At 65.4% G+C, this 26,581-nt stretch carries 19 protein-coding genes and 1 tRNA gene; 16 read left to right on the forward strand and 4 right to left on the reverse strand.

Features of this window, described 5'->3' with window-relative positions:
• The first annotated feature begins 42 nt into the window (after window positions 1–42).
• The 16 genes from tuf (at window position 43) to ACYOEI_RS18955 (ending at window position 18,339) form a co-directional block, all read left to right on the forward strand.
• Complete coding sequence (tuf, locus tag ACYOEI_RS18880) at window positions 43–1,254, forward strand: elongation factor Tu (RefSeq protein WP_462851097.1); 1,212 nt, start codon at window positions 43–45, stop codon at window positions 1,252–1,254.
• 169 nt (window positions 1,255–1,423) lie between these two features.
• The gene (rpmG, locus tag ACYOEI_RS18885) at window positions 1,424–1,576 is read left to right on the forward strand and encodes a 50S ribosomal protein L33 (protein WP_462851098.1); all 153 of its coding nucleotides are present in this window, start codon (window positions 1,424–1,426) and stop codon (window positions 1,574–1,576) included.
• A 138-nt stretch (window positions 1,577–1,714) separates the two neighbouring features.
• A tRNA-Trp gene (locus tag ACYOEI_RS18890) sits at window positions 1,715–1,787 on the forward strand.
• Between the two features lie 17 nt (window positions 1,788–1,804).
• Window positions 1,805–1,930 carry a hypothetical protein gene (locus ACYOEI_RS18895; RefSeq protein WP_462851099.1) on the forward strand — a complete coding sequence of 42 codons (126 nt, stop codon included), beginning with the start codon at window positions 1,805–1,807 and terminating at the stop codon, window positions 1,928–1,930.
• 37 nt (window positions 1,931–1,967) lie between these two features.
• A complete protein-coding gene (gene secE / locus ACYOEI_RS18900; RefSeq protein WP_462851100.1) occupies window positions 1,968–2,501 on the forward strand; it encodes a preprotein translocase subunit SecE in 534 nt (177 codons plus the stop codon).
• A gap of 163 nt (window positions 2,502–2,664) precedes the next feature.
• Window positions 2,665–3,450 (forward strand): transcription termination/antitermination protein NusG, encoded by a 786-nt coding sequence (gene nusG, locus ACYOEI_RS18905; RefSeq protein ID WP_462851101.1) that lies wholly within the window; start codon window positions 2,665–2,667, stop codon window positions 3,448–3,450.
• 176 nt (window positions 3,451–3,626) lie between these two features.
• Window positions 3,627–4,052 carry a 50S ribosomal protein L11 gene (gene rplK, locus ACYOEI_RS18910; protein ID WP_462851102.1) on the forward strand — a complete coding sequence of 142 codons (426 nt, stop codon included), beginning with the start codon at window positions 3,627–3,629 and terminating at the stop codon, window positions 4,050–4,052.
• A gap of 259 nt (window positions 4,053–4,311) precedes the next feature.
• Window positions 4,312–4,992 carry a 50S ribosomal protein L1 gene (gene rplA / locus ACYOEI_RS18915; protein ID WP_462851103.1) on the forward strand — a complete coding sequence of 227 codons (681 nt, stop codon included), beginning with the start codon at window positions 4,312–4,314 and terminating at the stop codon, window positions 4,990–4,992.
• Window positions 4,993–5,026: 34 nt separating this feature from the next.
• The gene (gene rplJ / locus ACYOEI_RS18920; RefSeq protein WP_462851104.1) at window positions 5,027–5,602 is read left to right on the forward strand and encodes a 50S ribosomal protein L10; all 576 of its coding nucleotides are present in this window, start codon (window positions 5,027–5,029) and stop codon (window positions 5,600–5,602) included.
• A gap of 199 nt (window positions 5,603–5,801) precedes the next feature.
• Window positions 5,802–6,209, forward strand: a complete 408-nt coding sequence (gene rplL / locus ACYOEI_RS18925) for a 50S ribosomal protein L7/L12 (RefSeq protein WP_462851105.1) — start codon at window positions 5,802–5,804, stop codon at window positions 6,207–6,209.
• A gap of 513 nt (window positions 6,210–6,722) precedes the next feature.
• Entirely contained in the window at window positions 6,723–10,433 is a 3,711-nt protein-coding gene (gene rpoB, locus ACYOEI_RS18930) for a DNA-directed RNA polymerase subunit beta (RefSeq protein ID WP_462851106.1), read from the forward strand.
• A 283-nt stretch (window positions 10,434–10,716) separates the two neighbouring features.
• The gene (locus ACYOEI_RS18935; protein WP_462851107.1) at window positions 10,717–11,319 is read left to right on the forward strand and encodes a Uma2 family endonuclease; all 603 of its coding nucleotides are present in this window, start codon (window positions 10,717–10,719) and stop codon (window positions 11,317–11,319) included.
• A 427-nt stretch (window positions 11,320–11,746) separates the two neighbouring features.
• Window positions 11,747–16,003, forward strand: a complete 4,257-nt coding sequence (gene rpoC, locus ACYOEI_RS18940; protein ID WP_462851170.1) for a DNA-directed RNA polymerase subunit beta' — start codon at window positions 11,747–11,749, stop codon at window positions 16,001–16,003.
• A 133-nt stretch (window positions 16,004–16,136) separates the two neighbouring features.
• A complete protein-coding gene (locus ACYOEI_RS18945) occupies window positions 16,137–16,757 on the forward strand; it encodes a Uma2 family endonuclease (protein WP_462851108.1) in 621 nt (206 codons plus the stop codon).
• On the forward strand, window positions 16,757–17,407 hold the full coding sequence (locus ACYOEI_RS18950) for a uracil-DNA glycosylase family protein (RefSeq protein ID WP_462851109.1): 651 nt from the start codon (window positions 16,757–16,759) through the stop codon (window positions 17,405–17,407). The genes ACYOEI_RS18945 and ACYOEI_RS18950 overlap by 1 nt, the downstream gene beginning before the upstream one ends.
• Window positions 17,404–18,339 (forward strand): bestrophin family protein, encoded by a 936-nt coding sequence (locus ACYOEI_RS18955; RefSeq protein WP_462851110.1) that lies wholly within the window; start codon window positions 17,404–17,406, stop codon window positions 18,337–18,339. Before ACYOEI_RS18950 ends, ACYOEI_RS18955 begins: the two co-directional genes overlap by 4 nt.
• A gap of 209 nt (window positions 18,340–18,548) precedes the next feature.
• On the opposite strand, the gene ACYOEI_RS18960 is transcribed toward ACYOEI_RS18955, so the two are convergent.
• The 4 genes from ACYOEI_RS18960 to ACYOEI_RS18975 form a co-directional block, all read right to left on the reverse strand.
• Window positions 18,549–20,066, reverse strand: coding sequence for a leucine-rich repeat domain-containing protein (locus tag ACYOEI_RS18960; RefSeq protein WP_462851111.1), 1,518 nt, complete (start codon window positions 20,064–20,066; stop codon window positions 18,549–18,551).
• Between the two features lie 306 nt (window positions 20,067–20,372).
• On the reverse strand, window positions 20,373–23,018 hold the full coding sequence (locus tag ACYOEI_RS18965) for an alpha-mannosidase (RefSeq protein WP_462851113.1): 2,646 nt from the start codon (window positions 23,016–23,018) through the stop codon (window positions 20,373–20,375).
• A gap of 43 nt (window positions 23,019–23,061) precedes the next feature.
• The gene (locus ACYOEI_RS18970; protein WP_462851114.1) at window positions 23,062–25,242 is read right to left on the reverse strand and encodes a hypothetical protein; all 2,181 of its coding nucleotides are present in this window, start codon (window positions 25,240–25,242) and stop codon (window positions 23,062–23,064) included.
• Window positions 25,243–25,406: 164 nt separating this feature from the next.
• Window positions 25,407–26,423: an alpha-ketoacid dehydrogenase subunit beta gene (locus ACYOEI_RS18975; protein WP_462851115.1), complete on the reverse strand. Its 1,017-nt coding sequence runs from the start codon at window positions 26,421–26,423 to the stop codon at window positions 25,407–25,409.
• Window positions 26,424–26,581 lie beyond the last annotated feature (158 nt).

Genomic DNA, 26,581 nt, shown 5'->3' on the forward strand with positions numbered 1-26,581 from the left:
TCCCCGCCAATCGAACCCAGGGATGCCGTAAGGCGTTGAGCAATGGCTAAGGAAACGTTCACCAGGACTAAACCACACGTCAACGTGGGCACGATTGGGCACATCGACCACGGCAAGACGACGCTGACGGCCGCCCTCCTGTCGGTCTTGGCCGCCAATGGCCATGCGAAGAAGAAAGATTACGCCGACATCGCCAAGGGCGGGACCGTCCGCGATGCCAACAAGACGGTGACCATCGCCGTCTCGCACGTCGAGTACGAGAGCGACAAGCGCCACTACGCCCACATCGACTGCCCGGGCCACGCGGACTACATCAAGAACATGATCACGGGTGCCGCCCAGATGGACGGGGCGATCCTCGTCGTCTCGGCCGCCGACGGCCCGATGCCGCAGACCCGAGAGCACATCCTCCTCGCCCGTCAGGTCGGCGTCCCCGCCCTGGTCGTCTTCCTCAACAAGATCGACCTCGTCGACGACGAAGAGCTGCTGGAGTTGGTCGAGCTCGAGCTCCGCGAGCTGCTCACCCACTACAAGTTCCCCGGCGACGAGATCCCGATCGTCCGCGGCTGCAGCCGCCCCGCCTACGAGAACCCGACCGACCCGGCGTCGGCCAAGCCGATCCTCGACCTCGTCAAGGCGATGGACGACTACATCCCGGACCCGGTTCGGGCGATCGATAAGCCGTTCCTGATGCCGATCGAAGACGTGTTCTCGATCAAGGGTCGCGGAACGGTCGGTACCGGCAAGATCGAGCGCGGTATCGTCAAGGTCGGTGACCAGGTCGAGATCGTCGGCTTCAACTCGAACAAGATGACGACCATCACCGGCGTCGAGATGTTCCAGAAGACGCTCGACCAGGGCCAGGCCGGCGACAACGTCGGTGTGCTCCTCCGCGGCGTGGAAAAGACCGACCTCGAGCGTGGCCAGGTCATCTGCAAGCCGGGCTCGATCACCCCGCACACGAAGTTCGAGGCCGAGGTCTACGTCCTCTCGAAAGACGAAGGTGGCCGCCATACCCCGTTCTTCAAGGGGTATCGTCCGCAGTTCTACTTCCGGACGACCGACGTGACCGGCTCGGTGCTGAACCTGCTGTCGGAAGACAACAGCGAAGCCGAAATGTGCATGCCCGGCGACAACATCAAGATGACCGTCGAGCTGCACACGCCGATCGCCATGGAAGAGAACCTCCGGTTCGCCATCCGCGAAGGTGGCAAGACCGTCGGTGCCGGCGTCGTGACCAAGATTCTCCTGTAATCTGACTTGATCAAACGGGGCGCCGCCGGTCGCCCCGGCCCGGCCCCCATCGCCGCGTCGTCCGAATTGGGTGCGGCCCTTCCCCCTCGCATCGAGGCGGAAAGGCCGCGCCTCGGGACGTTGATGGGGCCTCGCCGTGCGTGTATGATCCCGGTGCGGGAGCGGTCTGATGCGTGAATATGTGTGGCTGGAATGCACCTCGTGCGGGGATCGGAATTACCGGACCCAGAAGGAAACGCGGGGGGCCGACCGCCTCGAGCTGAAGAAGTATTGCCGGCGTGAGCGGAAACACACGGCGCACAAGGAATCGCGGAAGAAGTGACGGAATTCGGCGTGTAGTGACGACCGGACCCGGTTGGCGGCGAGTTTGCCCCGCCGGGCCGTCCCTTTGATTGGTGTCGCGGTCGACCGACCGAAGTCATCCGCGGGAGGTTCGAGTCAACCCGGGGGCACGTTCGCTACGAGCGTAGCTCAATTGGTAGAGCACCGGTCTCCAAAACCGGCGGTTGGGGGTTCGATTCCCTCCGCTCGTGCTCCTTCGCTGCCCGAGTTGATTCGATCCTTCCTCCGGATTTCCTCCTCGACGGCCCCTCCCGAATCGTTCGGCAAGTCCGACCTCTACGTCTCGGTCTCCTTCGGGCTGGCTCGCCAGGCGCAGTCGATCGACGACGCGTGACGTATTCCGTATCCTTTGCACTGCGAGAGATGAGGCCATGGGCAAAGTCAAAGACGGAGTGCCGGCGTCAAAGGCGCCAAAGCCCTCGAAGGGGGGATCGGTCGGGGGTTCCAAGCGCCAAAAGGATTTTGCCCTCTTCCTGGCGAATCTGTTCCGCGCAAGTCTGTACAAGCCGATGCAAGGGCGGTACGCCCGGATCTACACGGCGGCCGGACTTGGGATCGTTGTCGCCCTCGGCCTCTGGCGGCTCTACGAAATCCTGATGTCCAACACGCCGATGACCCGGTTCGGCATCCCGACCGCCCTCGGCCTTGTCTTCGGCTGGTTGATCTTCCGGCTGGTCCAGTACCCGCCCTTCGTCGAATTCCTGATTGCCACCGAAGCCGAGATGAACAAGGTTTCGTGGACGAGCCGCGAAGATCTTTATCGCGCGACCTCGGTGGTGCTCGTGACCGTCGTCCTCATGTCGGTCTACCTGTTTGGCGTCGACTGGCTCTGCTCAAACCTCCTCCAGTTGCTCGGCGTTTTGAAATTCGGCGGAGGTGGCGCCTTCGGTTCGAATGCGGGCTGAGTCGGCTCCGCGTTCGACCTTCCTGCGCCCCTGCGAATTCAATGCGGGATCCGATCACGGAGTGGGTCGGATCCTTCGAGTCGCAAAGGGCGATGCTCGCCAACCCCGTCCTCAGTCGTTGTCCTCCCTTTTGGGCTGATCTCCTTCCACCGCGTGGCGTCGCATGAGTCATCCGAGCAACGAGATCCCCGACCCGGCCCTCCCTTCCAGCCTCGAGGACGAGAGTCCGGTCGATCCGTCCGCGTCTGACGACGCATCGATGGGCGAGGTTCCGGATTTCGAAGTCGAGGAACAGACGCCCGACGGCGGCCGGCTCGACGAGCCGGCGCCGCATGCGCCCGTCGCCGCGGCCCCGACGGTACCAACGCCCCCTCCGACCCCGGCCTCGCCTCCCCCTTCGGATGACGACGAGCCGGCCCCCGAGCTGGTCTGGTACGTCCTGAAGGTGCAGAGCTCACGCGAGGATACGATCCGCGACGCCCTCGAGCGGCGGGTGAAGATCCAAGGTCTGCAATCCTACTTCGGTCGGATCGTGGTCCCGACCGAGAACTTCACCGAGATCCGCAACAACAAGCGGAAGACGGTCAAGCGGAAGACCTACCCCGGCTACATCATGGTCGAGATGGAGCTCAACGAGAAAACCTGGTTCACGGTGCGCGAGACCCCCGGGGTCGGCGACTTCGTCGGAGCCCACGGGACTCCGACCAAGATGACCGCGACGGAAGTCGAGCAGATGCTCGGCACCGGCGAGGAGACCGCCCCACCGAACAAGGTCCGGATCGACGTCGAGCGGGGGGATCGTGTCAAGATCAAGGACGGCCCCTTCGAAAACTTCGAGGGGAGCGTCGAGGAAGTCATCGAGGCCCGAGGCCTCGTCAAAGTCATGCTGATTATCTTCAACCGGCCGACGCCGGTTGACCTCGAATACTGGCAGGTCGAACGGCTCTAACCGGATCGACAGGCCCCCGACGAAAGGCCCCCAACTCCCTGTCGGAGTTTCGGGGGCCGTTGAGACCAATCCGCTCGTCGAGGCCGACGTGGTTCCTCCGAGCGAACCCCGGTCGAGAGCGACGTTCCCGGAAATCAATCGAGAAGCGGATCCGCACCCGCGCTGGAGAGTAGGCGATGGCCAAGGTGATGACGGCGAAGGTGAAGCTCCAGTGCCCCGGAGGTCAGGCGACTCCCGCCCCCCCCGTCGGCCCGGCCCTCGGCCAGCACGGAGTGAATATCGGTCAGTTCGTGATGCAATTCAACGAACGGACCAAGGAGATGAAGGGGACCATCATCCCCATCGAAATCACGATCTACTCCGATCGCTCGTTCGAGTTCATCACGAAGAGCCCGCCCGCCGCCATCCTCCTCAAGCAGACGGCCGGCGTCGCCTCGGGTTCCCCCGAACCGCACAAGACGAAGGTCGGCAGCGTCACCCCCGACCAGGTAAAGAAGATCGCCGAGACGAAGTTCGCCGACCTCAACGCCCGCGACATCGAGCACGCCTGCCGCATTATCGCGGGCACGGCCCGGAGCATGGGGATCGACATCAAGGGCTGACAACCTTTCGCCATCGGTAAGCCTTGCTCGGCTAACTGGCTGGCGAGCGTTTGGTATGGGACACCGTTTTCGCCGTCCCGCAATGCAGATCACTACAATCCAGGCTCGACCCTTGGGTGATGCGACGGGGGCTTTGTACCCCGGGCCTCCCGATGGAAGAACCTCTCCCCGACCTGGCGCGACCGCCCGCCGGGACCTCGCGACGATCGAGGTGAAACGGGACATCGACGGCGGCAGCCTCCGGAAAGGAGCGCGACCTTTGGCGTCTCAATCGAAACGGTATCGCGCCTTGCGCGATAAGGTCAAGACGGTCGACCCGATCCCTCTGGCGGATGCAATCCGCCAGTTGAAGACGTTCGGGACGACCAAATTCAACCAGACGGTCGAGGTGTCCACGAACCTCGGCATCGACCCTCGGCAGAGCGACCAGAACGTCCGAGGCTCGGTGGCCTTGCCCCACGGCATCGGCAAGACCGTGCGGGTCGCCGTCTTCGCCCAGGGCGAGAACGCCGAGAAGGCGACGGCGGCCGGTGCCGACATCGTCGGCGGCGACGACCTGGCGGCGAAGATCAAGGGAGGATTCCTCGACTTCGATGTCGCGCTGGCCACGCCCGACATGATGGGCGTCGTCGGCCCGCTCGGCCGGCTCCTCGGCCCCCGAGGTCTGATGCCGTCGCCCCGCTCGGGCACAGTGACCACCGACATCACGGCGGGCGTCCGCGAGTTCAAGGCGGGCAAGATCGAGTTCCGCAACGACAAGGGCGGGAACGTGGCGGCCCCGGTCGGGAAGCTCAGCTTCTCCGACTCGGATCTCCTCGAGAACATCACCGCGTTCTTGAACCATTTGCGCACGGTCAAGCCGGCGGCCGCCAAGGGGACGTACCTGCGGTCGGTCACCATCTCGGCCACCATGAGCCCGGGCATCCGGGTCCAGGCGTGACCGTCCAACGCCCGTTGAGGGACCGGATGCAATCATGAGCAAATACGTCAAAGAAATGATGATGGATCAGCTCCGTACCGACCTGGACGGGAGCCGGTCCGTGCTGATCCTCGACCTGAAAGGGTTGGACGCGGTCGCCGAGCACAAGTTTCGGATGGACCTGCGGAAGAAGTCGATCAAGATCCGGACCTTGAAGAACACGCTGGCCCGCCGCATCTTCACGGAGATGGGGATGGATGGCCTGGCGAAGTTCCTCGAAGGCCCGTCGGTCGCCGTCTGGGGCGGCGACGGCGTCGCGGAGCTGGCGAAGGAGATCTCGACCCAGGTCAAGACCCTCAAGAAGCCCGAGATCAAGGGGGGCGCCGTCGACGGCGTCGTGATCGGGCCGTCCCAGGTCGAGGACATCACCAAGCTCCCGAGCCGCGAGGCCTTGATCGGCCGAGTTGTGGCCCTGGCGCTCGCCCCGGCGCAGCGGATCGTCTCGCTGGCCAATGCGCCCGCGGGTGGCCTCATGAGCCAACTGAAGACCCTGTCCGAGGGCGCGCCGACAGGCGACGCCGAGGCCCCGGCAGCCGATGCCGAAACTCCGGCGCCCGACGCCGAGGCCTGATCCGTGGTGAACCCGTAGCGCCGACCCCGTCAGGGTCCCTTTCATTGTAGGAAACGCCCGCCGGCGAGGTGCCGGGGGCGGTGGCGCGAGACCGTCATTGTCGTTCCGTCACTGAACCCAACAAATTTCGTCACGTCGGGGCGCCCGAACGAACCGAACCATCGCCCCGGACGCCGCGTAAGGAAAGGATCTGAAGATCATGGCCACCGCCGAGACCGCGAGCTTCGCCGACAACATCAAGACCCTGGGTGACTCGATCGTCAAGCTGACCGTCCTCGAGGCCAAGTCACTGGGCGACTACCTCGAAGTCGTGCACGGCATCAAGCCGGCCGCCGCCGCCGTCGTCGCCGGTCCGGTCGCTGCCGCCGCCGGCCCGGCCGAGCCGGTCGCCGAGCAGACCGAGTTCGACGTCGTCCTCGAAGCGATCGGCGCCAACAAGATCAACGTCATCAAGGTCGTCCGCGCCGCCACCGGCCTGGGCCTCAAGGAGGCCAAGGACGCGGTCGAGGCCGCTCCGAAGGCCGTCAAGACCGGCGTCTCGAAGGACGATGCCAACAAGCTCAAGAAGGAACTCGAAGAGGCGGGCGCCACCGTCAAGATCAAGTAAGCCGAGGATCTCGGCCAAGTACGGGATTATCTCCCCTGGCGATTTCGGTTTGCATCGACACCTCCGGTCGGAGATGATGGACGTTAGAGACCTGGGCCCTCAACGAGGGCCCGGGCCCGCTTTCGAACCTCGCCCCGAACCCGAGGGTCGTTTGGATCGGCCGAGAGAGTGCCCTTCGGGCCGCCCCCCGTTTCTCTCGCCGGTCCGGCCGCACCGAAATCCGTCGGGAGATGTCCCGATTCGTCACCCGGACCCGCAACGCAACGCACCCGTCACCTTGAACGCGACGGCGTCCTTCTTCAGCCGGTCACCGGCCTCGAGCAGGTCGCTTGCCGCGGACCACGATCGCAACCGCCCCGGACGGCGGCCTCTTGGCCGGCCTCTGGGGTGTCTAGGCGCGCCGGCGGCGGAGATAATCCTCCTCACCGGCACGGTCGCCCGGCGGGGCAACCGTGACCGATCGGCCTGGCCGGCCCCGGCGCCCACCCATCTCCCCTTGAGGAGCGTGAGCTCATGCCCACCGCGACGACCGTGCGTCGGATCACCCCGGCCAACCAACGGAATTTCGGCCGGATCTATGATGTGTTCCCCGTCCCCGACCTGACCGAGATCCAGACCCGCAGCTACGAGCGATTCCTCCAGGCCGACCTCCCGGCCGAAGACCGCGCCGACAGCGGGCTCGAAGGGGTCTTCCGGGAAATTTTCCCGATCGAGAGCTATGACAAGACGCTGAAGCTGGAATACATCAAGTTCGACCTCGGCAAGCCGCGCTACGAACCGGACGAGTGCCGCCAACTCCGCCTGACCTACGGTCGGCCGCTCCACGTCTGGCTCCGCCTCAACAAGGGTGAGACCGCCATCGAAGAGTCGGTCTACCTCGGCGACATGCCGATCATGATCGGCGGCGGCGAGTTCATCATCAACGGCGCCGAGCGCGTCGTCGTCAGCCAGCTCCACCGCTCGCCGGGCGTCGACTTCGTCGTCGAAATCGAGGCCGGCGACCGCAAGCTCCACGCCTGCCGCGTCATCCCCGAGCGCGGAAGCTGGATCGAACTCCAGGTCACCAAGAAAGAAACGCTCGGCGTCCGGATCGACCAGTCGGGCAAATTCTCGTCGATGACCCTGCTGCGCGCCATGAGCCCGCAGTTCTCGTCCGACGAGGCGATCCTTTCCGCCTTCTACGAGCCCGAGGTCGTCGAGGCCGGCGACCCCAAGGCCGCCTCCTTGCTGGAAGGCCGGATCGCCTGCGGCGACATCGTCGACCCCAATACGGGCGAAGTCCTGATCGAGAGCGGCACGACCATCTCCAAGACCTCGGCGCAGGTCCTCGCCGACGCCCCCGACCTCGGCGGCATCACGGTCCTCAAGGAAGCCAAGGATCCGCTGATCCTCCAGTCGCTCCAGGAAGACCCGACCACCGACCACGAGAGCGCCCTGCTCAGGATCTACCAGCGACTCCGGCCGGGCAACCCGCCCCAGCTCGAGAAGGCCAAGGAACTCTTCCACGAAAAGTTCTTCGACACCAACCGCTACCGCCTCGGCAAGGTCGGCCGGTTCCGGATCAACCGGAAGTTCAGCCAGACGATCCCCGAGGACCAGATGACCCTGGATCCCGAGGACTACGTCAACGCGATCCGGTACATCCTCAACCTCCGCCGCGGTAAGGGACACGTCGACGACATCGACCACCTGGGCAACCGCCGCCTCCGCACGATCGACGAGCTCGCCGCGGACGAGCTCCGCAAGGGCTTCCTCAAGCTCCGCCGCACCGTCCAGGAGCGGATGAGCCTCAAGGATGCCGAGGACATGACCCCTCGGTCGTTGATCAACCCCAAGAGCATCAGCGCCGCGATCGAGTACTTCTTCGGCCGGGGTGAGCTCTCCCAGGTCGTCGACCAGACCAACCCGCTCGCCCAGCTCACGCACGAACGCCGGCTCTCGGCCCTCGGCCCGGGCGGTTTGAATCGGAAGCGTGCCGGTTTCGAAGTGCGTGACGTCCATATCTCCCACTACGGCCGGATCTGCCCGATTGAGACTCCCGAAGGGACGAACATCGGCCTGATCAGCTCGCTGGGGATCTACGGCGGCGTCGACGAGTACGGCTTCCTCGTCACCCCGTACCGCCAGATCCAGCACGGCCAGCGGACGGAAGAAGTCGTTTGGATGCGAGCCGACGAGGAGAGCGAGGCTTACCTCGCCCCGGCCGACGCCCCGGCCGAGGACTCGGGCAAGCTCAAAGGTCCGTTGGTCATCGCCCGGTATCAGACCGACTTCCACTCGATCCCGGTCGACCAAGTCCAGTTCATGGACATCTCGCCGAAGCAGATGGTGGGAGTCTCGGCGGGCTTGATCCCGTTCCTCGAGCACGACGACGCCAACCGCGCGCTCATGGGCTCGAACATGCAGCGGCAGGCCGTGCCGCTCCTGATCGCGGAGCCGCCGATCGTCGCCACCGGCCTCGAGCGGGCGGTCGCCATGAACTCGGGGATGATCGTCAAGGCGCCCGCCGACGCGACCGTCACCTACGTCGACTCGTCGCGGGTCATCCTCGACCACAACCAGATCTACAAGCTCCGAAAATACGTCGGCCTCAACGAGCGGACCTGCCTGAACCAGAAGCCGGTGGTCGTCCCCGGCCAGAAGGTCGTGAAGGGGCAGATCCTCGCCGACGGCGCGGCGACTTACCAGGGCGAGCTCGCGCTCGGCCGCAACGTCCTCGTCGGGTTCATGGCCTGGGACGGCTACAACTTCGAAGACGCGATCATCATCAGCGAACGCCTCGTTAAGGAAGACGTGTACACGTCGATCCATATCGAGGAGTTCGAGATCGAGATCCGCGAGACGAAGCTCGGTCGCGAGGAGTTCACCCGCGACATCCCCAACGTCTCCGAGAAGGCGCTTCGGAACCTCGACGAGAACGGGATCGTCCGGATCGGGACCTACGTCAAGCCGGGCGACATCCTCGTCGGCAAGGTCGCGCCCAAGAGCAAGAGCGAGCTGACGCCGGAAGAGAAGCTGCTCCACGCGATCTTCGGGCGAGCGGGCGAGGACGTGAAGAACGACTCGCTCGAGGTCCCCTCGGGCGTCGAAGGGATCGTGATCAACACCCAGCGGTTCAGCCGCCGGATGAGCCTGAACGAAGACGAACGCAAGGCCTTCGAGAAGGAGCTCAAGGACACCGAGCAGGCCGAGAACGTCAAGGTCTCGGAAGAATACAAGCAGATGATCAAGGCGCTCGAGGAGGTGGCCGGCGGGCCGGTCCTCGACCCGTCGACGGGCAAGCCCCTGGGCCGCGACAAGGACCCGAAGGTGCTCTCCGACGAGAGCGAACGGTTCAAGCTCGAGGCCCTCGACCTGAGGAGCCCCGAGAAGGCCGTCGAGGCGCGCAAGGTCGTCCGCCAGTATGCCCCGAGGATCGAGGCCCTGCGGGACGAGAAGGAGCGCAAGCTCAACAGCCTGAAGCGGGGCGACGAGCTCCCCTCGGGCGTCCTCCAGATGGTCAAGATCTACATCGCGACCAAGCGGGTGATCTCGGTCGGTGACAAGATGGCGGGCCGACACGGCAACAAGGGGGTTATCGCCAAGATCCTCCCCGAAGAAGACATGCCGTTCCTCGCCGACGGCACCCCCGTCGAGATCCTCCTCAACCCGCTCGGCGTGCCGAGCCGTATGAACGTGGGCCAGATTCTCGAGACCCACCTGGGCTGGGCCGCCGCCAAGCTCGGGTTCCAGGCGATCTGCCCCGTCTTCGACGGCGCGAGCGAGGACACCATCCGCCAGTGCCTCAAGGACGCCGGCCTGCCCGAGAACGGCAAGGCCCAGCTCTACGACGGCCGCACGGGCGAGATGTTCGACCAGCGAGTGACGGTGGGCTATATCTATATGCTCAAGCTTCACCACCTGGTCGACGACAAGATCCACGCCCGGGCCACCGGCCCGTACTCGTTGATCACGCAGCAGCCGCTCGGCGGCAAGGCCCGCTTCGGCGGCCAGCGGTTCGGCGAGATGGAAGTGTGGGCGCTCGAAGCCTATGGCGCCGCCTACATCCTCCAGGAGCTCCTGACGGTCAAGAGCGACGACGTCGAGGGCCGGACCAAGATTTACGAGTCGATGGTCAAGGGTGAGAACACCCTCGAGGCCGGCACTCCCGCCAGCTTCGACGTGCTCACCAACGAGATCCGCGGCCTCGGGCTCAACATGCAGCTCGAGAAGAAGCGGATCTGAGGCCGCGACGACCGGTGACGCCGGGGGAATCGGGTATTCCCCGCCCCCCGGCTTCCCATTTGAGAAGTCTCACACCAGAATACAATCACACGCTACACTCGGGGCGTTCAAGGCCCCATTTGTGGTATTACCCAAGTCCCCTTGAGGTTCTCATCGAGCCGGTTGGGCGGCGCCCACCCGGTTTCGACCCTCAACGAATGGGGGCCGAAGTTGGTCGGTGGGCGGCGCCCACCGTACGGGGGTACGACGTCGATGGCGACCGTGCGAAACCCGGATCGGGCCGATGGACCAAGGTCGGAGGATGACCTTGGAGGAATTCCACGAAGCCGACGAAATCCCGGGTTCATTGTATGAACTGGCGAGGGGAGTCCTCGAGGTGGGGGAAGTCCCCGGCGATGACCACGGACAGGTCGTCGACAACTTGCACGAGGGCTTCAGCGATTACCGACGCCGGTATCCCAACCGCATCCTCCGCATCGGGCACGGGAGCGACCTCCGATTGGTCATCCCGGACGCGGTCTCGGCCCGCCATCCCGACCTTGGGATGGCGTTCCGAAGCCCATCCCAAGGCAGCCGCGGCCGTCTGGGAGTGGTCGTCGAGGTCGTCTCCGCCGGGCGGGCGGCCAGGGACCGGGACTACGTCGCCAAGCGAGGGGAATCCTTCGGCCTCGACATCGACGAATACTGGATTGTCGACCCGATGCTCCGACAAGTCACGGTGCTCGAACGGAAGCAGGGCGACGGAGGAGGAGACTGGACATGGGAGGAGCACGTCTTCCTCGGCGACGACACGATCGTCAGCCACGCCTTGCCGGGATTCGAGGGGCTCCTGTGGAGTCTCTGGTGTGATGCCGCGAACCTCGATCGCCCGCTCGGCGACCATTGAGAGCCTAACCGCAGGAAACTTCAGACAAAATCCGTACTGTCAAGCAGAATTTTCTTGGAATCAGCGTTGAGATTTCGTATCATCGGCGGTAATCGACTCCATCGAAGGCCGGCTTCGGCGAGGTTCGAAGCTGCGCCTGCCCTGATATCGAGGTCATTGGGCTTGGTTCTTGGGAGTCCTCACCATCCGGCGAAGGAGAAGGCCGGCGTGGCACCAATGGTCTCGGATGACCGTCTGAACCGCGGCGGTCCTCTCGCCTCGACGCAACCCGACGTTGAGGGGGCCGGGCCGCGGACTTTTTTTGGTCGATGCCCGCGACTTGGGATAGGGATTCCGTTCGCTTGACCGACCGCTCGAATTGACTTTCCCCCGAAACAACCCCGCTTCGGCACGGCCAGTTGCGTGCAGAGGAGAGTGTCTCGTGAGTATGGGCGAAAGTGCCTACGATCGTATCAACGACTACGGCGCCGTCAAGATCGGGCTGGCCAGCCCGTACGACATCCGGAGCTGGTCCTTCGGCGAGATCAAGAAGCCGGAGACGATCAACTACCGGACCTACCGCCCTGAGAAGGACGGCCTGTTCTGCGAGCGGATCTTCGGGCCGGAGAAGGACTGGGAATGCGCCTGCGGCAAGTACCGCGGGATGAAATACAAGGGGATGATCTGCGACCGCTGCGGCGTCAAGGTGACGCACTCGCGGGTCCGCCGCAAGCGGATGGGCCACATCGAGCTGGCGGCGCCGGTCGTCCATATCTGGTTCTTCAAGGCGATGCCCAGCCGCTTGGGCACCTTGCTGGACATGAAGACGACGAGCCTGGAACGGATCATCTACTTCCAGGATTACGTCGTCATCGACCCGGGTGACACCCCGCTCAAGGAACGGCAGCTCCTCACCGAGGAGGACTTCCGCAAGTCGCGCGAGATGTTCGGCGACACGTTCCAGGCGGACATGGGGGCCGACGCGATCCGGAAGCTCCTGGCCCGGCTCGACCTCGTCACCCTCTCGAAGCAGCTCCGCAGCGAGCTCGGCGAGACCTCCAGCAAGCAGAAGACCAAGGACCTGACCAAGCGGCTGAAGGTCGTCGAGTCGCTCCGCGACAGCGACAACCGCCCCGAGTGGATGGTCCTCGAGTGCATCCCGGTCATCCCGCCCGACCTCCGGCCGCTCGTCTTGCTCGACTCGGGCAACTTCGCCACGAGCGACCTGAACGACCTCTACCGCCGGATCATCAACCGGAACAACCGGCTCAAGAAGCTGGTCGACCTGAACGCGCCCGAGGTCATCATCCGCAACGAGAAGCGGATGCTCCAGCAGGCCGTCGACGCCCTCTTCGACAACAACCGCTGCAAGCGACCGGTGCTCGGCTCGAGCAACCGCCCCTTGAAGTCGCTCACCGACATGATCAAGGGTAAGCAGGGCCGGTTCCGCGAGAACCTCCTGGGCAAGCGCGTCGACTACTCGGCCCGTTCGGTCATCGTCGTCGGCCCCGACCTCCGGCTGCACCAGTGCGGCCTGCCCAAGAAGATCGCGCTCGAGCTCTTCCAGCCGTTCATCATCCGACGGCTCAAGGAGCTCGGCCACGCCGACACCATCAAGTCGGCGAAGAAGATGCTCGAGCGGAAGGTCGAGGAGGTGTGGGATATCCTCGAAGAGGTGATCCACAACCACCCGGTCCTCCTGAATCGTGCCCCGACCCTGCACCGGATGGGCATCCAGGCATTCGAGCCGGTGCTCGTCGAAGGCAACGCGATCAGGATCCACCCGCTCGTCTGCAAGGGCTTCAACGCCGACTTCGACGGCGACCAGATGGCCGTCCACCTGCCGCTCTCAATCGAGGCACAGGTCGAGGCGATGACGCTGATGATGTCGACCAACAACATCTTCAGCCCCGCCAACGGCAACCCGATCATCAGCCCGACGCAGGACATCGTCATGGGCTCGTACTACGTCACCGTCCAGCGCCCGGGCGAACCCGGCGAAGGGATGACGTTCTCGAGCCCCAACGAAGTCTTCCTGGCCTTCAGCCAGAAGAAGGTCGGCGTCCACGCGATGATCAACCTCCGCCTGCCGGCGCACAAGAAGCTCCGCGGCGAGGGGGAGAAGGAATTCACCCCCGGGATGATCATCAAGACCACCACGGGTCGCGTGATCTTCAACGACATCCTCCTGCCGAAGATGCCGTACTACAACATGGCGCTCGGGCAGAAGCAGTTGCAGGGCATCATCGCCGACTGCTACCAGATCCTCGGCCGGGCCGAGACGATCAACCTGCTCGACAATATGAAGGACCTCGGGTTCCGCGAGTCGACCCGCTCGGGCCTGTCGTTCGCCACCGACGACCTCAAGACCCCGGCCTCGAAGGACACGATCCTCAACGAGACCGAGAAAGAGGTCGCCAAGGCCGCCAAGCTTTATCAGCGCGGCATCATCACGGAGCAGGAGCGGTATAACAAGGTCCTCGACGCCTGGACGCACGCCCGCGAGCGCATCACCAACGAGATGATGGAGCAGCTCCGGCACGACGTCCGGAACGGCCAGGTGTACCTCAACCCGATCTTTCTGATGGCCGACTCGGGTGCCCGAGGCGGCGTCGAGCAGATTCGACAGCTCGCCGGCATGCGAGGCCTGATGGCCAAGCCGTCGGGCAAGATCATCGAGACGCCGATCAAGGCGAACTTCCGAGAAGGCCTCTCGGTGCTCGAGTACTTCAGCTCGACCCACGGGGCCCGGAAGGGGTTGGCCGACACGGCGCTCAAGACGGCCGACTCGGGCTACCTCACTCGTAAGCTCGCCGACGTCGCCCAGAACGTCGTGATCACGATGGAGGACTGCGGGACCTCGCAGGGGATCACGAAGGGGGTCATCTACAAGGGCGAGAAGGTCGAGGTCAGCCTCGTCCAGTCGATCCGAGGCCGCGTGAGCCGGGTGAACATCGTCAACCCGATCACCGACGAGATCGTCGTTCGCGAGAACGAGATGATCACGGTCGCCGCGGCCCGCAAGCTCGAGGACATGCAGATCGAGAAGATCCAGGTCCGCAGCCCGATGACCTGCGAGGCCACCCTGGGGATCTGCCGACGCTGCTACGGCATGGACCTGGCGACCGGCCAGCTCGTCGAGCCCGGCATGGCGGTCGGGATCATCGCCGCCCAGTCGATCGGCGAGCCGGGCACCCAGCTCACGATGCGTACCTTCCACATCGGCGGCGTCGCCACCCGAGGCGTCGAGGAGAAGGACCACAAGGCGAAGCGCGACGGTAAGGTCAAGTACGTCGGCATCAACCTCGTCACCAACAACGAGGGCAAGAAGATCGCGCTCTCGCGTAACGGCGAGATCCAGATCCTCGACCCCAAGAACCGCGAGCTCGAGAAGTACGACGTCCCCGACGGTGCGGAGATGAAGGTCGAAGACGGGTCGATGATCACCCGCGGCACCATGATCTGCGAGTGGGACCCGCACAACATCCCGATCCTCGCCGAGGTCGGCGGAAAAGTCCGTTTCGAGGACATCGTCGAGAACGAGACGATGCGAATCGAGATCGACGTCTCGGGCCACGCCCGCCGTACGATCATGGAGCACAAGGGCGACCTGCACCCGCAGATCCTCATCGAGGACGGCGAAGGGCACATCCTCGCCTACAACTACATCCCCGAAGGGGCCGGTATCGAAGTCCAGGAGGGGGCGCAGATCACGGCCGGCACCCTGTTGGCCAAGACCCCTCGAGAGGTCGGCGGCACCCAGGACATCACCGGCGGTCTGCCGCGAGTTACCGAGCTCTTCGAAGCCCGGCGACCCAAGGAGCCGGCGGTCATCGCCGAGATCGACGGCCGCGTCGAGCTCCTGGACGAGAAGCGCCGCGGCAAGCGGACGATCATCGTCAAGAACGAGAGCGGCATCGAGCGCGAGCACCTCGTGCCGCACGGCAAGTACCTCCGCGTCCACGGCGGCGACCGTGTCCGCGCCGGCGACGCCCTGGTCGAAGGGCCGCTGGTCCCGCACGACATCCTCCGGATCTCCGGCGAAGAGGCCGTGCAACGGTACCTCCTCCGCGAGATCCAGAACGTCTACCGGTCCCAGCGTGTTGAAATCGACGACAAGCACCTCGAGATCATCGTCGCCCAGATGCTCCGCAAGGTGCGCGTCGAGAGCGTCGGTGACACGGGTCTGCTGCCCGGCTCGGTCATCGACAAGTTCGAGTTCCGGGGCAAGAACCTCGAGCTGATGAGCTGCGTCAAGATCAAGGATCCCGGCGACAGCGACTTCCGCCAGGGGGACATCGTCCCGCGTGACCACTTCGACCAGGAGAACCTCCGGGTCGAGTCGACCAGCGCGAAGAAGGCGGAGTGGATCCGTCCCAAGCCGGCCGCGGCGAGCACCCAGCTTTTGGGGATCACCAAGGCGGCCGTGCAGTCGGACAGCTTCATCTCGGCCGCGAGCTTCCAGGAGACGACCAAGGTGCTCACCGAGGCCGCCCTGGCGGGCAAGGTCGACTACCTCGTCGGCCTCAAGGAGAACGTGATCCTCGGCCACCTCGTCCCCGCCGGGACCGGGTTCAAGTCCCACCAGGACGCCGAGGTCCGCATCCGCCCCGAGGCGCTCGAGGCGCTCGCCGAGAAGGGCCCCGGCTACAGCCGGTACCCCCGCGACGAGGCCCCCGCCCCCGCCGGCAAGGCCGCCGAATAAGGGCAGGCCTCGCCTCTCGTCACCATACCCTGTTGGATCCTCGGATCTCCGACATCCGGCCCACATCTCCTCTCGGGGATGCGGGCCGGCCCCATTTCACGCCCGCCCCTTTTGATCTGGGAGCGAACTCCCCATGGCCACGACCGCCGCAATCCGCATCGGACCGGCCGACCACGGCCGAAGGATCGCCCTCCAGGAGTTCTGGGATGCGGAAGAGGAAGCAGGCTATCGCTACGAACTCGCCAGGGGGGTCCTTGAAGTGACCAACGTCCCTGGCGAGTCCCATGGCCTGATCGTCTGCTCGTTCTACGGAGCCCTCGAACGTTACCGACAGGCCCATCCCGCTACCATCCAGCGGTACGGCGGTGCGGGCGAGTTCCGTCTCTGGCTCCCGACGATGGCTTCGGGGAGGAACCCCGACGTCGCGGTCGTCCTCAAGGGGACCCCTGCGGATTCTCGAGGGTCCCGCCCGCCCTCGCTCGTCGTCGAGGTCGTCTCGGCGGGGGCCGAGGCCCACGCCCGCGATTACGTGACCAAGCGTGAAGAGTACCTCGCATTCGGAATTCACGAATATTGGATCGTTGACTCGATCCGCCGGCGAATCCTCGTCCTGGTCAGGGACGGCGATTCGTGGGTTGAGCGGACGTTCGGCGAGGGCCAAGTCGCCGGGGGGCTCGTCTTGCCCGACTTTGCCGTCCCGCTGGACGATCTTTGGGCGGCGGCAGAAGCCACGGACCTCGAGCCGGAGGATTGATGGCGTCTCGCCTCCAGACTGAAGAAGGCCGACGAGCGAAGGCCGTGGCGCTCAACGCCCGGCTCCGAGCCTGTCGCCGATGCCATGCTGCGGGGTTCCTCGACGAGGCCGTGTCGGTCCCCTTTGCCCGGGATCCCGAGCCGGACGCGGCGTTGCCGAGGATCCTCCTGGTCGGGCAGGCCCCTGGCTTGCGGGTGAGTCGGGATGCTCGGCCGTTCGCGGGGGCGGCGGGGGAGAAGCTCCGAGCGTGGTTCGAGCGAGGGGGGATTCCGCGCGAGGACTTCTGGCGTAAGATCCACTTCAGCGCCATCACCCGATGCTATCCCGGGAGGCTCCCGGGTGCCCGAGGGGATCGAGTCCCGTCCCCGGAGGAGCAGGGGCTCTGCCGCCCCTGGCTCGACGAGCAGATCCAGGTGCTGCGGCCCGAGGTCATCCTCCTGGTTGGCTTGCTGGCGATCCGGACGTTCCTCGGCCGGGTCCCATCGCTCTCGGGGGCTGTCGGCACGGCGACGGTCCGCGACGGGGTCCGCTACCTGCCGCTTCCCCACCCGTCGGGCGTCAGTCGTTGGCTCAACGACCCCGACAACCTCGACGCCGTCGGGCGGGCGATGGAGATCCTCCGGTCCTGGGTCGAAGAATTGGCGATATGATCGAATATAGCCCCAACCGCAGTTGGTACCGCGACCTCATCCACCTCGGCACGAGCTGGACGCTCCAGCGACTCGTGCGCGCCGCCCTCCTGATCGGGGCGTACTCCCTGGTGCTCAGCTTCCTCATCCTCCGCCTGAACCTGGAAGGACACCGCTCGATCTCGGGGACCTTCTCGCTCCTCGGCGTGATCCTGAGCATCATCCTGGTCTTCCGCACGAACACCGCGTACGACCGCTGGTGGGAAGGGCGCAAGCAGTGGGGCACCCTGGTCAACCACTCGCGAAATCTCGCGATCCAGCTCGACGTCGTCCTCCCGGCCGACGACCGAGAGGCCCGGTCGATCTACGCCGGCCTGATTGCCGACTTCGCCCTCGCGTTGAGCAAACAGCTCCGCGGGGAGGTCCTCGGCTCGCCCGCGTCGCTCCCCGTCATCCAACCCGCGGAGTCGGGCCGCGACGGCCCGCCGGCGCCGGGTCGGCTCCCGATGGTGATCGCCCACGAGATCCTCGCCAGGGTCCACACGGCGAGGCGAGACGGAGAGGTTGACGGCATGGACCTGCTCCTGCTCAAGCCCCACACCCAGGCCCTGCTGGATGTCGCGGGCGCCTGCGAGCGGATCCGGAAGACGCCGATCCCGTTCTCCTACAGCGTCTTCATCAAGATTTTTATCCTTCTTTATGCCGCGATTTTGCCGGTCGGCCTGGTGCCGGAGTACGGCTACCTCGCCGTCCCGTTGACGATGCTGATCGTCTTCGCCCTTCTCGGCCTCGAGCTGATGGCTGAGGAGATCGAGGACCCGTTCGGCACCGACTGCAACGACCTCCCGACCGGTTCGATCGCCGCCATGATCCGCTCGAACGTGGCCACGCTCCTGGAAGTCGAGGGCCCGAAGGCCGCCCCGGCACCCCAGCCTTATAGCAAGATCTTTTGAACGACAGGGCACTCGGGATTTTTTCACCACAAAGGCACGAAGACACAAAGGAAAAAGTCTAGAAAAACAAGAGTTTCAGATAATTTATAGATTTTTTACATCAAGCAATTTAAACATCAACATTATTCGAACTTTCAAAAAACCGACCATAGAGGGCACCATCTCCAAGGGGACGCTTCCCGAGATCCCGCCACGTTGGCGATGGCCCATCAGTGCTCGATGAAGGATTGGGGTCGCGTCTTCTTGAACGCGAGGATCCCGGCCTCCGTTACCGGAGTCCCCTTGAGCGTGAGGAAATACGTCCTGGTCCCCAGGGCCGCGAGTCCGGCGTCCGTGACCTGCGTGCCGGACAGGTCGATGCTGCTCAGGCTCGGGATCCGGCCCAGGGCCGCGAGTCCGGCGTCGGTGACCCGCGTATGCGACAGCTTGAGGGTGCCGAGCCCGCGAAGGCCGCCAAAGGCCGCGAGCCCGGCGTCCGTGATTTGGGTGCGGGATAAATCGACGCTGTTCAGATTGGGGAATCGGCCCAACACCTCCAGCCCGACGTCGGTGACCCGCGTGCCGGCCATGTTCAGGTCGATAAGGAGGGGCAGGCCGGCGAGGTTATCTAGCCCAACGTCGGTAATCGCATTCTCGGAGAGGTCGAGACGCCAGGTGTTAGGGAGCCGTTTCAGAGCACCGAGGCCCGCGCCGGTGATCTTCGTGCGGGCGAGGTTGATGGAATTCAGCTTCGGGGAGCCGACGAGGGCGGTCAGCCCCTCATCCTGGATCGGTGAACCGGCGAGGTTCAGGGTGCTCAGCGACGGCAGCCCCCTCAACGCCTTTAAGCCGAGGCCGGTAACCCTCGAGTCGCTCAGCGCGAGAATCTCCAGACTGTGGAGGTTCGCGACCGGCTCGAGACCGGAGTCGTCGATGGAACTGCCGTTGATGCCGAGGTTCTTGAGGCCGGCGAGGTGTCGGATCGGAGCCAGGTCGGTGATGCGAGTCCCTTGCAGAAGGAGCGTCTCCAGCCGAGACATCTTGCCCAGGGCCGCCAGCCCGGTGGAGGTGATCGAGCACCGATCGAACACGAGGTAGAACAGTCGGTCCAGGCCGTCGAGGTGGGCGAACCCCACGTCCGTGATGCCACGTCCCGAGAGTCGCAAGGCCCCGAGGTGCGTCAGGCCCTGCAAGTTGGCCATGCCCCCGTCGTCGATGGTGCCGTTCAGGAGGGTGAGGCTCTCCAGGTTGGCCAAGCCCTTGAGGTTGGCGAAGCCCTCGGCCGTGACCCCGGCCGCGGGGAAGTTCAGGGACTTCAAGCTCGACGACCGTCGAAGTTCGGCGAGGCCGGCGTCGCTCAGAGTACAATCCATTGGAACATACAAATATTCGAGCTTCCCAAGTCTCCCGACATATCGCATGACGGCGTCGTCGTCCCGGGACCCGACGTTGGCGCTCTTGACGTTCATGAAGTAGTCGTGGCCGACCCGGTCCGCGAGCCAGAGGGGCCAACTCGTGCCGTCGTCCCGGAAGAGGTCCATGGTCCCCACATGGGCGTCGAATTTGACGTTCCCTCCCCCCCGTCGGATCGCGGCGACGGCGTCGCGTTGGGTGTTCGCGCGGCCGATGAACCAACCCAGGGCGCACGCGATGACGAGGACCAACGCCATCAGCCGCCGCACGGTCAGGGCCATGCGTATGGGGCGACGCCACCAGGGCATCGACGCCGAAGCTTCGGGGGGAAACATCTCACTCGCTCCGACCGGAGTACCTCGCCTTTAAACACGTGCACGCCCATAGGCGACGCCGATTGATCGCGATCGTATCAGAACGATACAGCTTCCGGGAGATGTCACGCCTGATTGGATGCAGAAAGAAGATAGGGGAAACCGAAGTGACCCGGGCGCGACGGATAAACTCTCGAGATCGTAGCGGGAGGAGAAAGAGTGGCCGGGCTCCTGTCGGAGTCGGTGGTGATATCCCGGGAGGGGTCGTCAAGGTCGAGAGCACAGAAACCCGGTTTTCAAGAAAAAACCGGGTTGCGGGACGCGGACTTACTCCGCCTCGACGGCCTGCCGTTCCCTATCGGCGAGGCGGAGGACGAGCGTCTTGATCTCGAACGGGCCGAGGTCGAGGCGGACGGTGTCGCCCTCGACCTTGAGAGCGGGGCCGGCGTCTTCCAGGAGGTTGGCGTCGTGGGCGGAGAGGACCTTGGCCCGGAGCTTGACGGTCGCGCCCGGAGTAGCCTTGCCCGTCGCCTCATAGAGCCGCAGGACGACCGAGCCGTCGCGGCCGGGCTTGAGAGCCGAGACGACGACGTTCGGGCTGGAGACCTCGAGCAAGCCCCAGCGCTTCGGCAAAGTCCCGGGGTGGGGGGCTTCCTTGCGGGACACGAGCGGGTGGTTGAACTCGAGGCCGTCGCGGAAGACGCCCGCCTCGCGCCAATCGCCGGTGTGGGGGACGACCGCGTAGCGGAGCGTGCGTTCCTGGCCGAGTTGCAGGCCGGTCTCGGACGACATGCCGGGCTCGTAGCCACCGCCGAACCCATAGGCGCCGAGGGTGTGGGAGCGGAGGAGGGAGACCATCATCGTCCCGTCGGTGACGAGGTTCCCGGGCAATCCGGCGTTGAGGAGCGCGAGCCCGTGACGACCGTCGCCGTAGTCGACCCAATTCTGGGCGGGGAACTCGATGGCGTCGGCCCGCTCGATCGCGCCGAAGGGGATTTCATGGGTCCCCTTGCCCCCCCGGACCGTGGTCGGGAAGAGGGCGCGGTAATGCACATACTTTTCCTGGTTCACGAGCTTGGTGGTAAACTCGACCCGGCGCAGGCCCGAGGCAACGCGGACGGTCGTCGCGAACCGGCCGTTGTCAAACGGACGAGCGATCCGGAACTCCGAGAGGACGGGGCCCGTCATTATGGTCCCCTTCGCCCCCGGCTTGTCGTCGCTGAAGACGGCCTCGCCGGGCTTCGGGACGGGCTGCTTGGTCGTCATCGCGATCCGGCTTCCGCCGTCGAGTCCTTTCTTGAGCTCCCAGAGATCGCCGCGGTCGACTTCGCGAGAGACGACATTGCCTCGCCCCGAGAGGGCGTCCCAGTCGCCGTCCTTGACCCGGAGGCCGGTCAAGGCCCCGGACGTCGGGTCGACGGCGACGCGGTAGAACTCGTTCTCGAGGAGCGTGTCACCCGAGCCTGAAGCAGACGACGGGGCGGCCTCTCTGCCGGGGCTGAGGTGGAAGGTTCGATAGCCGAGCGCGGGGACCTCGCGAGCCAGGAAGGCGACGCGCGCCGTCTTCAGGCCGCCGTCAGCGTAGCGCTCCGACTCGAGGATCTGGACGGGGCCCGGCTTCCCCTCGTCGTCGGCCAGGGTGACCCCGAGGGTTCCCCCTTCGTCGAAGCCGAGGTTGATTTCGACGACGTCCGACCGGGCCCAGCCGAGCGGGTTGAAGACGACCACGGGTGCCCCCGAGCCTCGGGTGTCGACCTTCGAGGCGAGCGCCTGCCAGCTCGCGTCGATCAGCTCGCCGGAACGTCGGTTCGCGTACTCGTAGCTCCGGATCGTATCCTCGTAGACGTGGTCGGTCATGACGCCCGAGGCGAGGTCGTGGGTCTCGTTGAAGAGGACGGGTTCCCACGTGTTCATGAGTGAATCACGCCAGGGCGAGGCCCCGAGCCAGCCGGCGAGGACGCCGAGCTTCTCCGCGGTGAGGAGCTGCCGCTCGAGGGTCCGCATCCAGCCCTTGAGCTCGATCCGGCTGCTGTAGATCCCCTGGAAGATCGGGGTGAGCTCTCCTTTGAAGGTGGTGAAGTCGCCGCGCCTGGCCACGGCCGCCTCGTAGTCGGCGGGGACGGCCATCCGGAGCGAGAACGGGGCTTCCCCTTTGCGGTTGAACTCGTCGACGAGCGGGACGAGGTGCTCCTGCGGCTCGACGACGTCAGCCCCCGCGAGGCCGACCCGGTCTGGCGACCCTTTGGCGTTCGAATCCAGGAGCTTGAACCGGGCCTTGGCGAAGTCGCGGAACGCCGCATAAACATTCGGAGCGGGGTACATCACCGCATACGAGTGCGCGAGCCAGAAGGAGGGGATCTTCGTGCCGTCGAGCCCTTCCCAGAGGAACTCGGCGGGGAAGTCCTGGCGGGGGACGCCTCGGAAGAACCAGAAGGTCTTGTATCCCCCCTTGGTGAGGAGCTGGGGCATCTGGGCGTGGTGGCCGAACGAGTCGATGAGCCAGGCGGTGGCGACCTCGACGCCGAGCTTCTCGCGGCAGTATCCCTTGCCGTAGATCATCTGCCGGATGAACGTCTCGCCCCCCGGCATGTTGATATCAGGCATGACGTCGAGCGCACCGGCGATCTGGAGCCGACCCTCGGCGATGTAGCGACGGAAGGCGGCCTCGTGCTCGGGGTAGCGTTCGAGGAACGGGCGGATGTACGCGACCTGGTCGAGCGTGAACCGGAACTCGGGCTGTTCCTTCAGGAGCCGCAACGCCTTCACGATGTGCGGGAACCCGACCTCCAGATATTCCTCGCGGGTCTTGAAGACCGCCCCCTCCCAGTGCGTGTGCGGGATGACCCAGAACGTCTCTGACTTCGGGGCCGGCTTCGGACTCGCCCCCGACGGCTCGTCCGCGAGGGCAGGGGAGGGTGCGGCCGAGAGGCCGAGCAGGCCGATCGCCGCGAGCAGGCCATGTCGAAGGTTCATGAGTCGTTCCCTTTCATCGAAGGTGGGGAGAGTCGCGTCCGGTTCAAGGGGCCGAGGGTTTGGAGTCGGCGCCGAAGCGCAGGCGGAGCTCGGTGGGGACCGCGATCGTCGCGTCGATCCAGAGAGTGCGGCCGTCACAGGCAAAGTGCGTCGCGTCCAGCAATCGGCCCCCGAGCGAGACCGTGATCGCTCCTCGAGGGGCCCCGGCGAGCTCGAAGACCGGGTTCACGCACGGAGAGCCCGGACGGATCGTGATCGAGACATCAGAGGCCTCCACCGCGAGCCGAAGTGCCCGGCGTTCGGGGGCGTACGCCTCGGCCTCGAGGCGGGCCCCGCGGAGGTTCTCCAAGGTCGGAGGCGTCGCGAAGCTCCGGGCCCGTTCGAGCAGGCGATCGTCCGGGTCGTCGCTCATCCCGATCAACCAGGCCCAGCGACGCTCCGCGAGCGGTCGCGAACGTCCCAGGGCATCGGGCCCGACGAACTCGGGCGTCCGCAAGGGCGGAGGGCGGTCGCCGGCCCAGCTCATGACGCTGTTGTGGCAAGGGGAGGCGTGGATCCGTTCGTCGATCGTGCTGCCGGTCGCGTTGCCCCGCGCCAGGGGCCAGTGGCTCCCCCAGTAGCACGGGGTGACGACCTCGCCCGCGTCGGAGAAGGGGCCGAAGACGACCGAAGGGACTTTCCGCAGGTTCGGGTTGAACGAGATCGCCGCCAGTCGCTCGTCCTTTCCGAGCCGGAGGCGATAAACCGCGGGAAGGTCTTGTCGACCGCCAAAGACCGGACCGTTCGACGCGAGGTGGGGCGTCCGGTAGTGCTGCGCCTGGCCGTCGAGGAAGAGGGCATCGACAGGATCCTCGGGCAAGACCGCGAACGGATACGCATCCTGGGGAGTGAGCAGGATGAACTCGGCGAGCTCGTACTCAGCCTTCGGATCCGATGTTAAGGTCACGACCCTCGTCCCGAAGCCGTCGGGATAGAAGCAGTAGTCCTCGACCGCCGAGTCGCCCCAGACCTGGTAGTTGAGGTCGGTCGACTGATACCGCCAACGCACGAGGACGCGGGCGGGCGTGGATTCGACGATCTCGACTCGGCCGAAGCGGAGGTCCTTGTCCATCAAGGGCTCGACGCAGTCGACGGCGTCCTTGGGCCTCGAGAGCATCTCGGCCCACTCGTAGCAGGCCCCCGTGTTGTTCCGGCCCGCCCAGAACGGGATGTAGCTCGACCCTCGCCAGAAGACGAATCGGGCCCCGTTCGGGAACGAGACCACGACGTCTTCGCGTTTCGGATCCCACCCGTGGTCATAGGGCAAGCTTGAAAACGTGCCTCTGGCCGGGTCGCGGACCGAGATCGGCGCGTCGAAGCGGAGATGCGTCGCCGACGCTCCGAACGCGGGCCAACGCGGAGGGTTGGCGACCCGCATCACGGGGATCACCTTCCGCCAAAGGTTCTGCCCGTGGCCGTCGTCGATGGCGACGATCAAACGGTCGTGGGCCCGGCCTGCCGGAAGCTCGGGGAGCGTCAACATTCGATTGGCCCGTGCGCCCTCTTTGAGGGGGATCCCGATCGTCGCGACCTCCCCTACCGCGGACTCGTACCAGGCCCGGACCTCTGCCTCGGGAGCAGGGCCGTCGTATCGGATCGCCGCGACCTCGACCGTCGCGGAAGGGTCGGGTCCCAGGAGGAGCCAACCGGACGGGACGAGGATGGTTCCCAGGTCGACCGGATTACCTGAATCTCGAGCCTTGACGATGGCGTCGGCCTCGAGACCCGGCGGCGAGATCTTCTGCCGGGCCAGTTCGACGCGAGGGCCTCCGGGATCCTTCTCGGCCGAGAGGATGAGTTCGTCGACCGAGCCCTCGAAGCTCGCCCTCGCGACGATTTTAGGGCTCTCCGAAAATCGCAGCGGTTGTCGGCCGACCTCCTTGCCCCGACGATTCGCGACGAGCTCGTAGCGCGACGAAGGAGGCTTCGCCCCGGCCTCGACGACCGCAACGGTCGGACGGCCGACCCGATCGAGCCCGAACGGAGGCCGCCAGGGATGGCCGGGGTCGACCGTGATTCGGAAGGCGGCCGTCGTGTTAGCGGAGGTCCTCTCGGCCGCCGAGGCGGGAATCAGGGTGGCGAGCGAGCTCAAGGCCACGAGCAGGGCCAAGTCTCGGAAATGGTTCGACGCCCGATGGTCCCGTCGCAGGTTCATTGCATCGGTCTCGTGTCGAGACGGCCGCATGAGTTACCTCCTTCGTTGCTCGCTCAGAACCAGTCCCGAAACCCGGATTTTCTTGAAACCGGGTTTCTGTGGAAGTCGATGAGGACATCCCGGGCGGGGTTGTCAGCGTCGAGTGGACCCGAAACCCGGTGTTTAAGAAAACACCGGGTTTCGGGGGAAGACCCTCAGTCTTTCAGGGCCTCGCGAAGGCCCGCGACGATGCGGTCGGCGTCGGGCCGATAGGCGTTCTCCAGGATCGGCGTGAAGGGGACGGGGACGTCGGGCGAGGCGACGCGGACGACCGGGCCGAGCAGGGATTCCGGGAACCGCTCGGTGATCCCCGCGGCGATCTCGGCGCTCACGCCGCCGGTCTTGGGTCCCTCTTCGACGACGACCACTCGCCCGGTCTTCCGGACCGATGCGCCAATCGTCTCGTAGTCGACCGGGGAGAGGCTGCGGACGTCGATCACCTCGACCTCGACACCTTCGGCCGCGAGCCGGTCGGCGGCACGGAGGGCCTCGTGGAGCATCAGGAGCCAGGCGAGGACGGTGACGTGTCCCCCCTCGCGACGGACGGCCGCGCGGTCGAGCGGGACGGTGTAGTCCTCGTCGGGGATCTCGCTCGTCGCGTCGACGGCCCCGGGCTCCGTCCGTGCCCCCTTGGAGCCGTACAGCAGCTTGTGCTCGAAGATCAGCACGGGATTGTCGTCGCGCACGGCCGACTTGAGCACCCCCTTGGCGTCATAAGCGTTCGAGACGGCGACGACCTTGATGCCCGGCACCCCCGTGAAGTACCGCTCCATGCTCTGGGCGTGCTGGGAGCCTCGGCCGGTCGCGCCGATCGGGGCCCGCATGACGAGCGGCACCTTGATGTCGCCCCCCGACATATAACGAAGTTTGGCGGCGTTGTTGACGATCTGATCCATCGCCAGGAAGAGGAAGTCGCCGTACTGGACGTCCACGATCGGCCGCATCCCCATGATCGCCGCCCCGACCGCTGCCCCGAAGAACCCAAGCTCGGCGATCGGCGTGTTGAGCATCCGGTCCGGGAACTCCTGCTCCAGGCCGAGCGTCACCGTGAACGCCCCTCCCCAGCCCCCGGGCACGGCGATGTCCTCGCCCAGGCAGAAGACCGCCGGGTCCCGACGCATCTCCTCGGCGATCCCTTCTCGCAGCGATTCGGCGATGCTGACTCGTCTCATTCGGGCCCCCACAGCGTCCCTGCCTTTAGATTTGTTTCTATGCTTGGAAACCTGTTTCTTCTTAGAAAACGGGGTTCTGGCGCAGTCAACGGCGCCCCCCTCTCTGATGAATCGTCGCCAACTCTCTCGTCGGAAACCCGTTTTCCAAGAAGGAAACA

The organism is Singulisphaera rosea (assembly GCF_054877945.1).

Excerpts from the sequence above, each read along its gene's own strand:
- ACYOEI_RS18945 (WP_462851108.1), top strand. The coding sequence starts at position 16,137 with ATGGCCACGACCGCCGCAATCCGCATCGGACCGGCCGACCACGGCCGA.
- nusG (WP_462851101.1), top strand. The coding sequence starts at position 2,665 with ATGAGTCATCCGAGCAACGAGATCCCCGACCCGGCCCTCCCTTCCAGC.
- ACYOEI_RS18975 (WP_462851115.1), bottom strand. The coding sequence starts at position 26,423 with ATGAGACGAGTCAGCATCGCCGAATCGCTGCGAGAAGGGATCGCCGAG.
- ACYOEI_RS18950 (WP_462851109.1), top strand. The coding sequence starts at position 16,757 with ATGGCGTCTCGCCTCCAGACTGAAGAAGGCCGACGAGCGAAGGCCGTG.
- rpmG (WP_462851098.1), top strand. The coding sequence starts at position 1,424 with ATGCGTGAATATGTGTGGCTGGAATGCACCTCGTGCGGGGATCGGAAT.
- ACYOEI_RS18970 (WP_462851114.1), bottom strand. The coding sequence starts at position 25,242 with ATGCGGCCGTCTCGACACGAGACCGATGCAATGAACCTGCGACGGGAC.
- rpoB (WP_462851106.1), top strand. The coding sequence starts at position 6,723 with ATGCCCACCGCGACGACCGTGCGTCGGATCACCCCGGCCAACCAACGG.
- rpoC (WP_462851170.1), top strand. The coding sequence starts at position 11,747 with ATGGGCGAAAGTGCCTACGATCGTATCAACGACTACGGCGCCGTCAAG.
- ACYOEI_RS18965 (WP_462851113.1), bottom strand. The coding sequence starts at position 23,018 with ATGAACCTTCGACATGGCCTGCTCGCGGCGATCGGCCTGCTCGGCCTC.
- ACYOEI_RS18960 (WP_462851111.1), bottom strand. The coding sequence starts at position 20,066 with ATGTTTCCCCCCGAAGCTTCGGCGTCGATGCCCTGGTGGCGTCGCCCC.
- ACYOEI_RS18955 (WP_462851110.1), top strand. The coding sequence starts at position 17,404 with ATGATCGAATATAGCCCCAACCGCAGTTGGTACCGCGACCTCATCCAC.
- rplL (WP_462851105.1), top strand. The coding sequence starts at position 5,802 with ATGGCCACCGCCGAGACCGCGAGCTTCGCCGACAACATCAAGACCCTG.
- rplJ (WP_462851104.1), top strand. The coding sequence starts at position 5,027 with ATGAGCAAATACGTCAAAGAAATGATGATGGATCAGCTCCGTACCGAC.
- secE (WP_462851100.1), top strand. The coding sequence starts at position 1,968 with ATGGGCAAAGTCAAAGACGGAGTGCCGGCGTCAAAGGCGCCAAAGCCC.
- tuf (WP_462851097.1), top strand. The coding sequence starts at position 43 with ATGGCTAAGGAAACGTTCACCAGGACTAAACCACACGTCAACGTGGGC.
- rplK (WP_462851102.1), top strand. The coding sequence starts at position 3,627 with ATGGCCAAGGTGATGACGGCGAAGGTGAAGCTCCAGTGCCCCGGAGGT.
- ACYOEI_RS18935 (WP_462851107.1), top strand. The coding sequence starts at position 10,717 with ATGGACCAAGGTCGGAGGATGACCTTGGAGGAATTCCACGAAGCCGAC.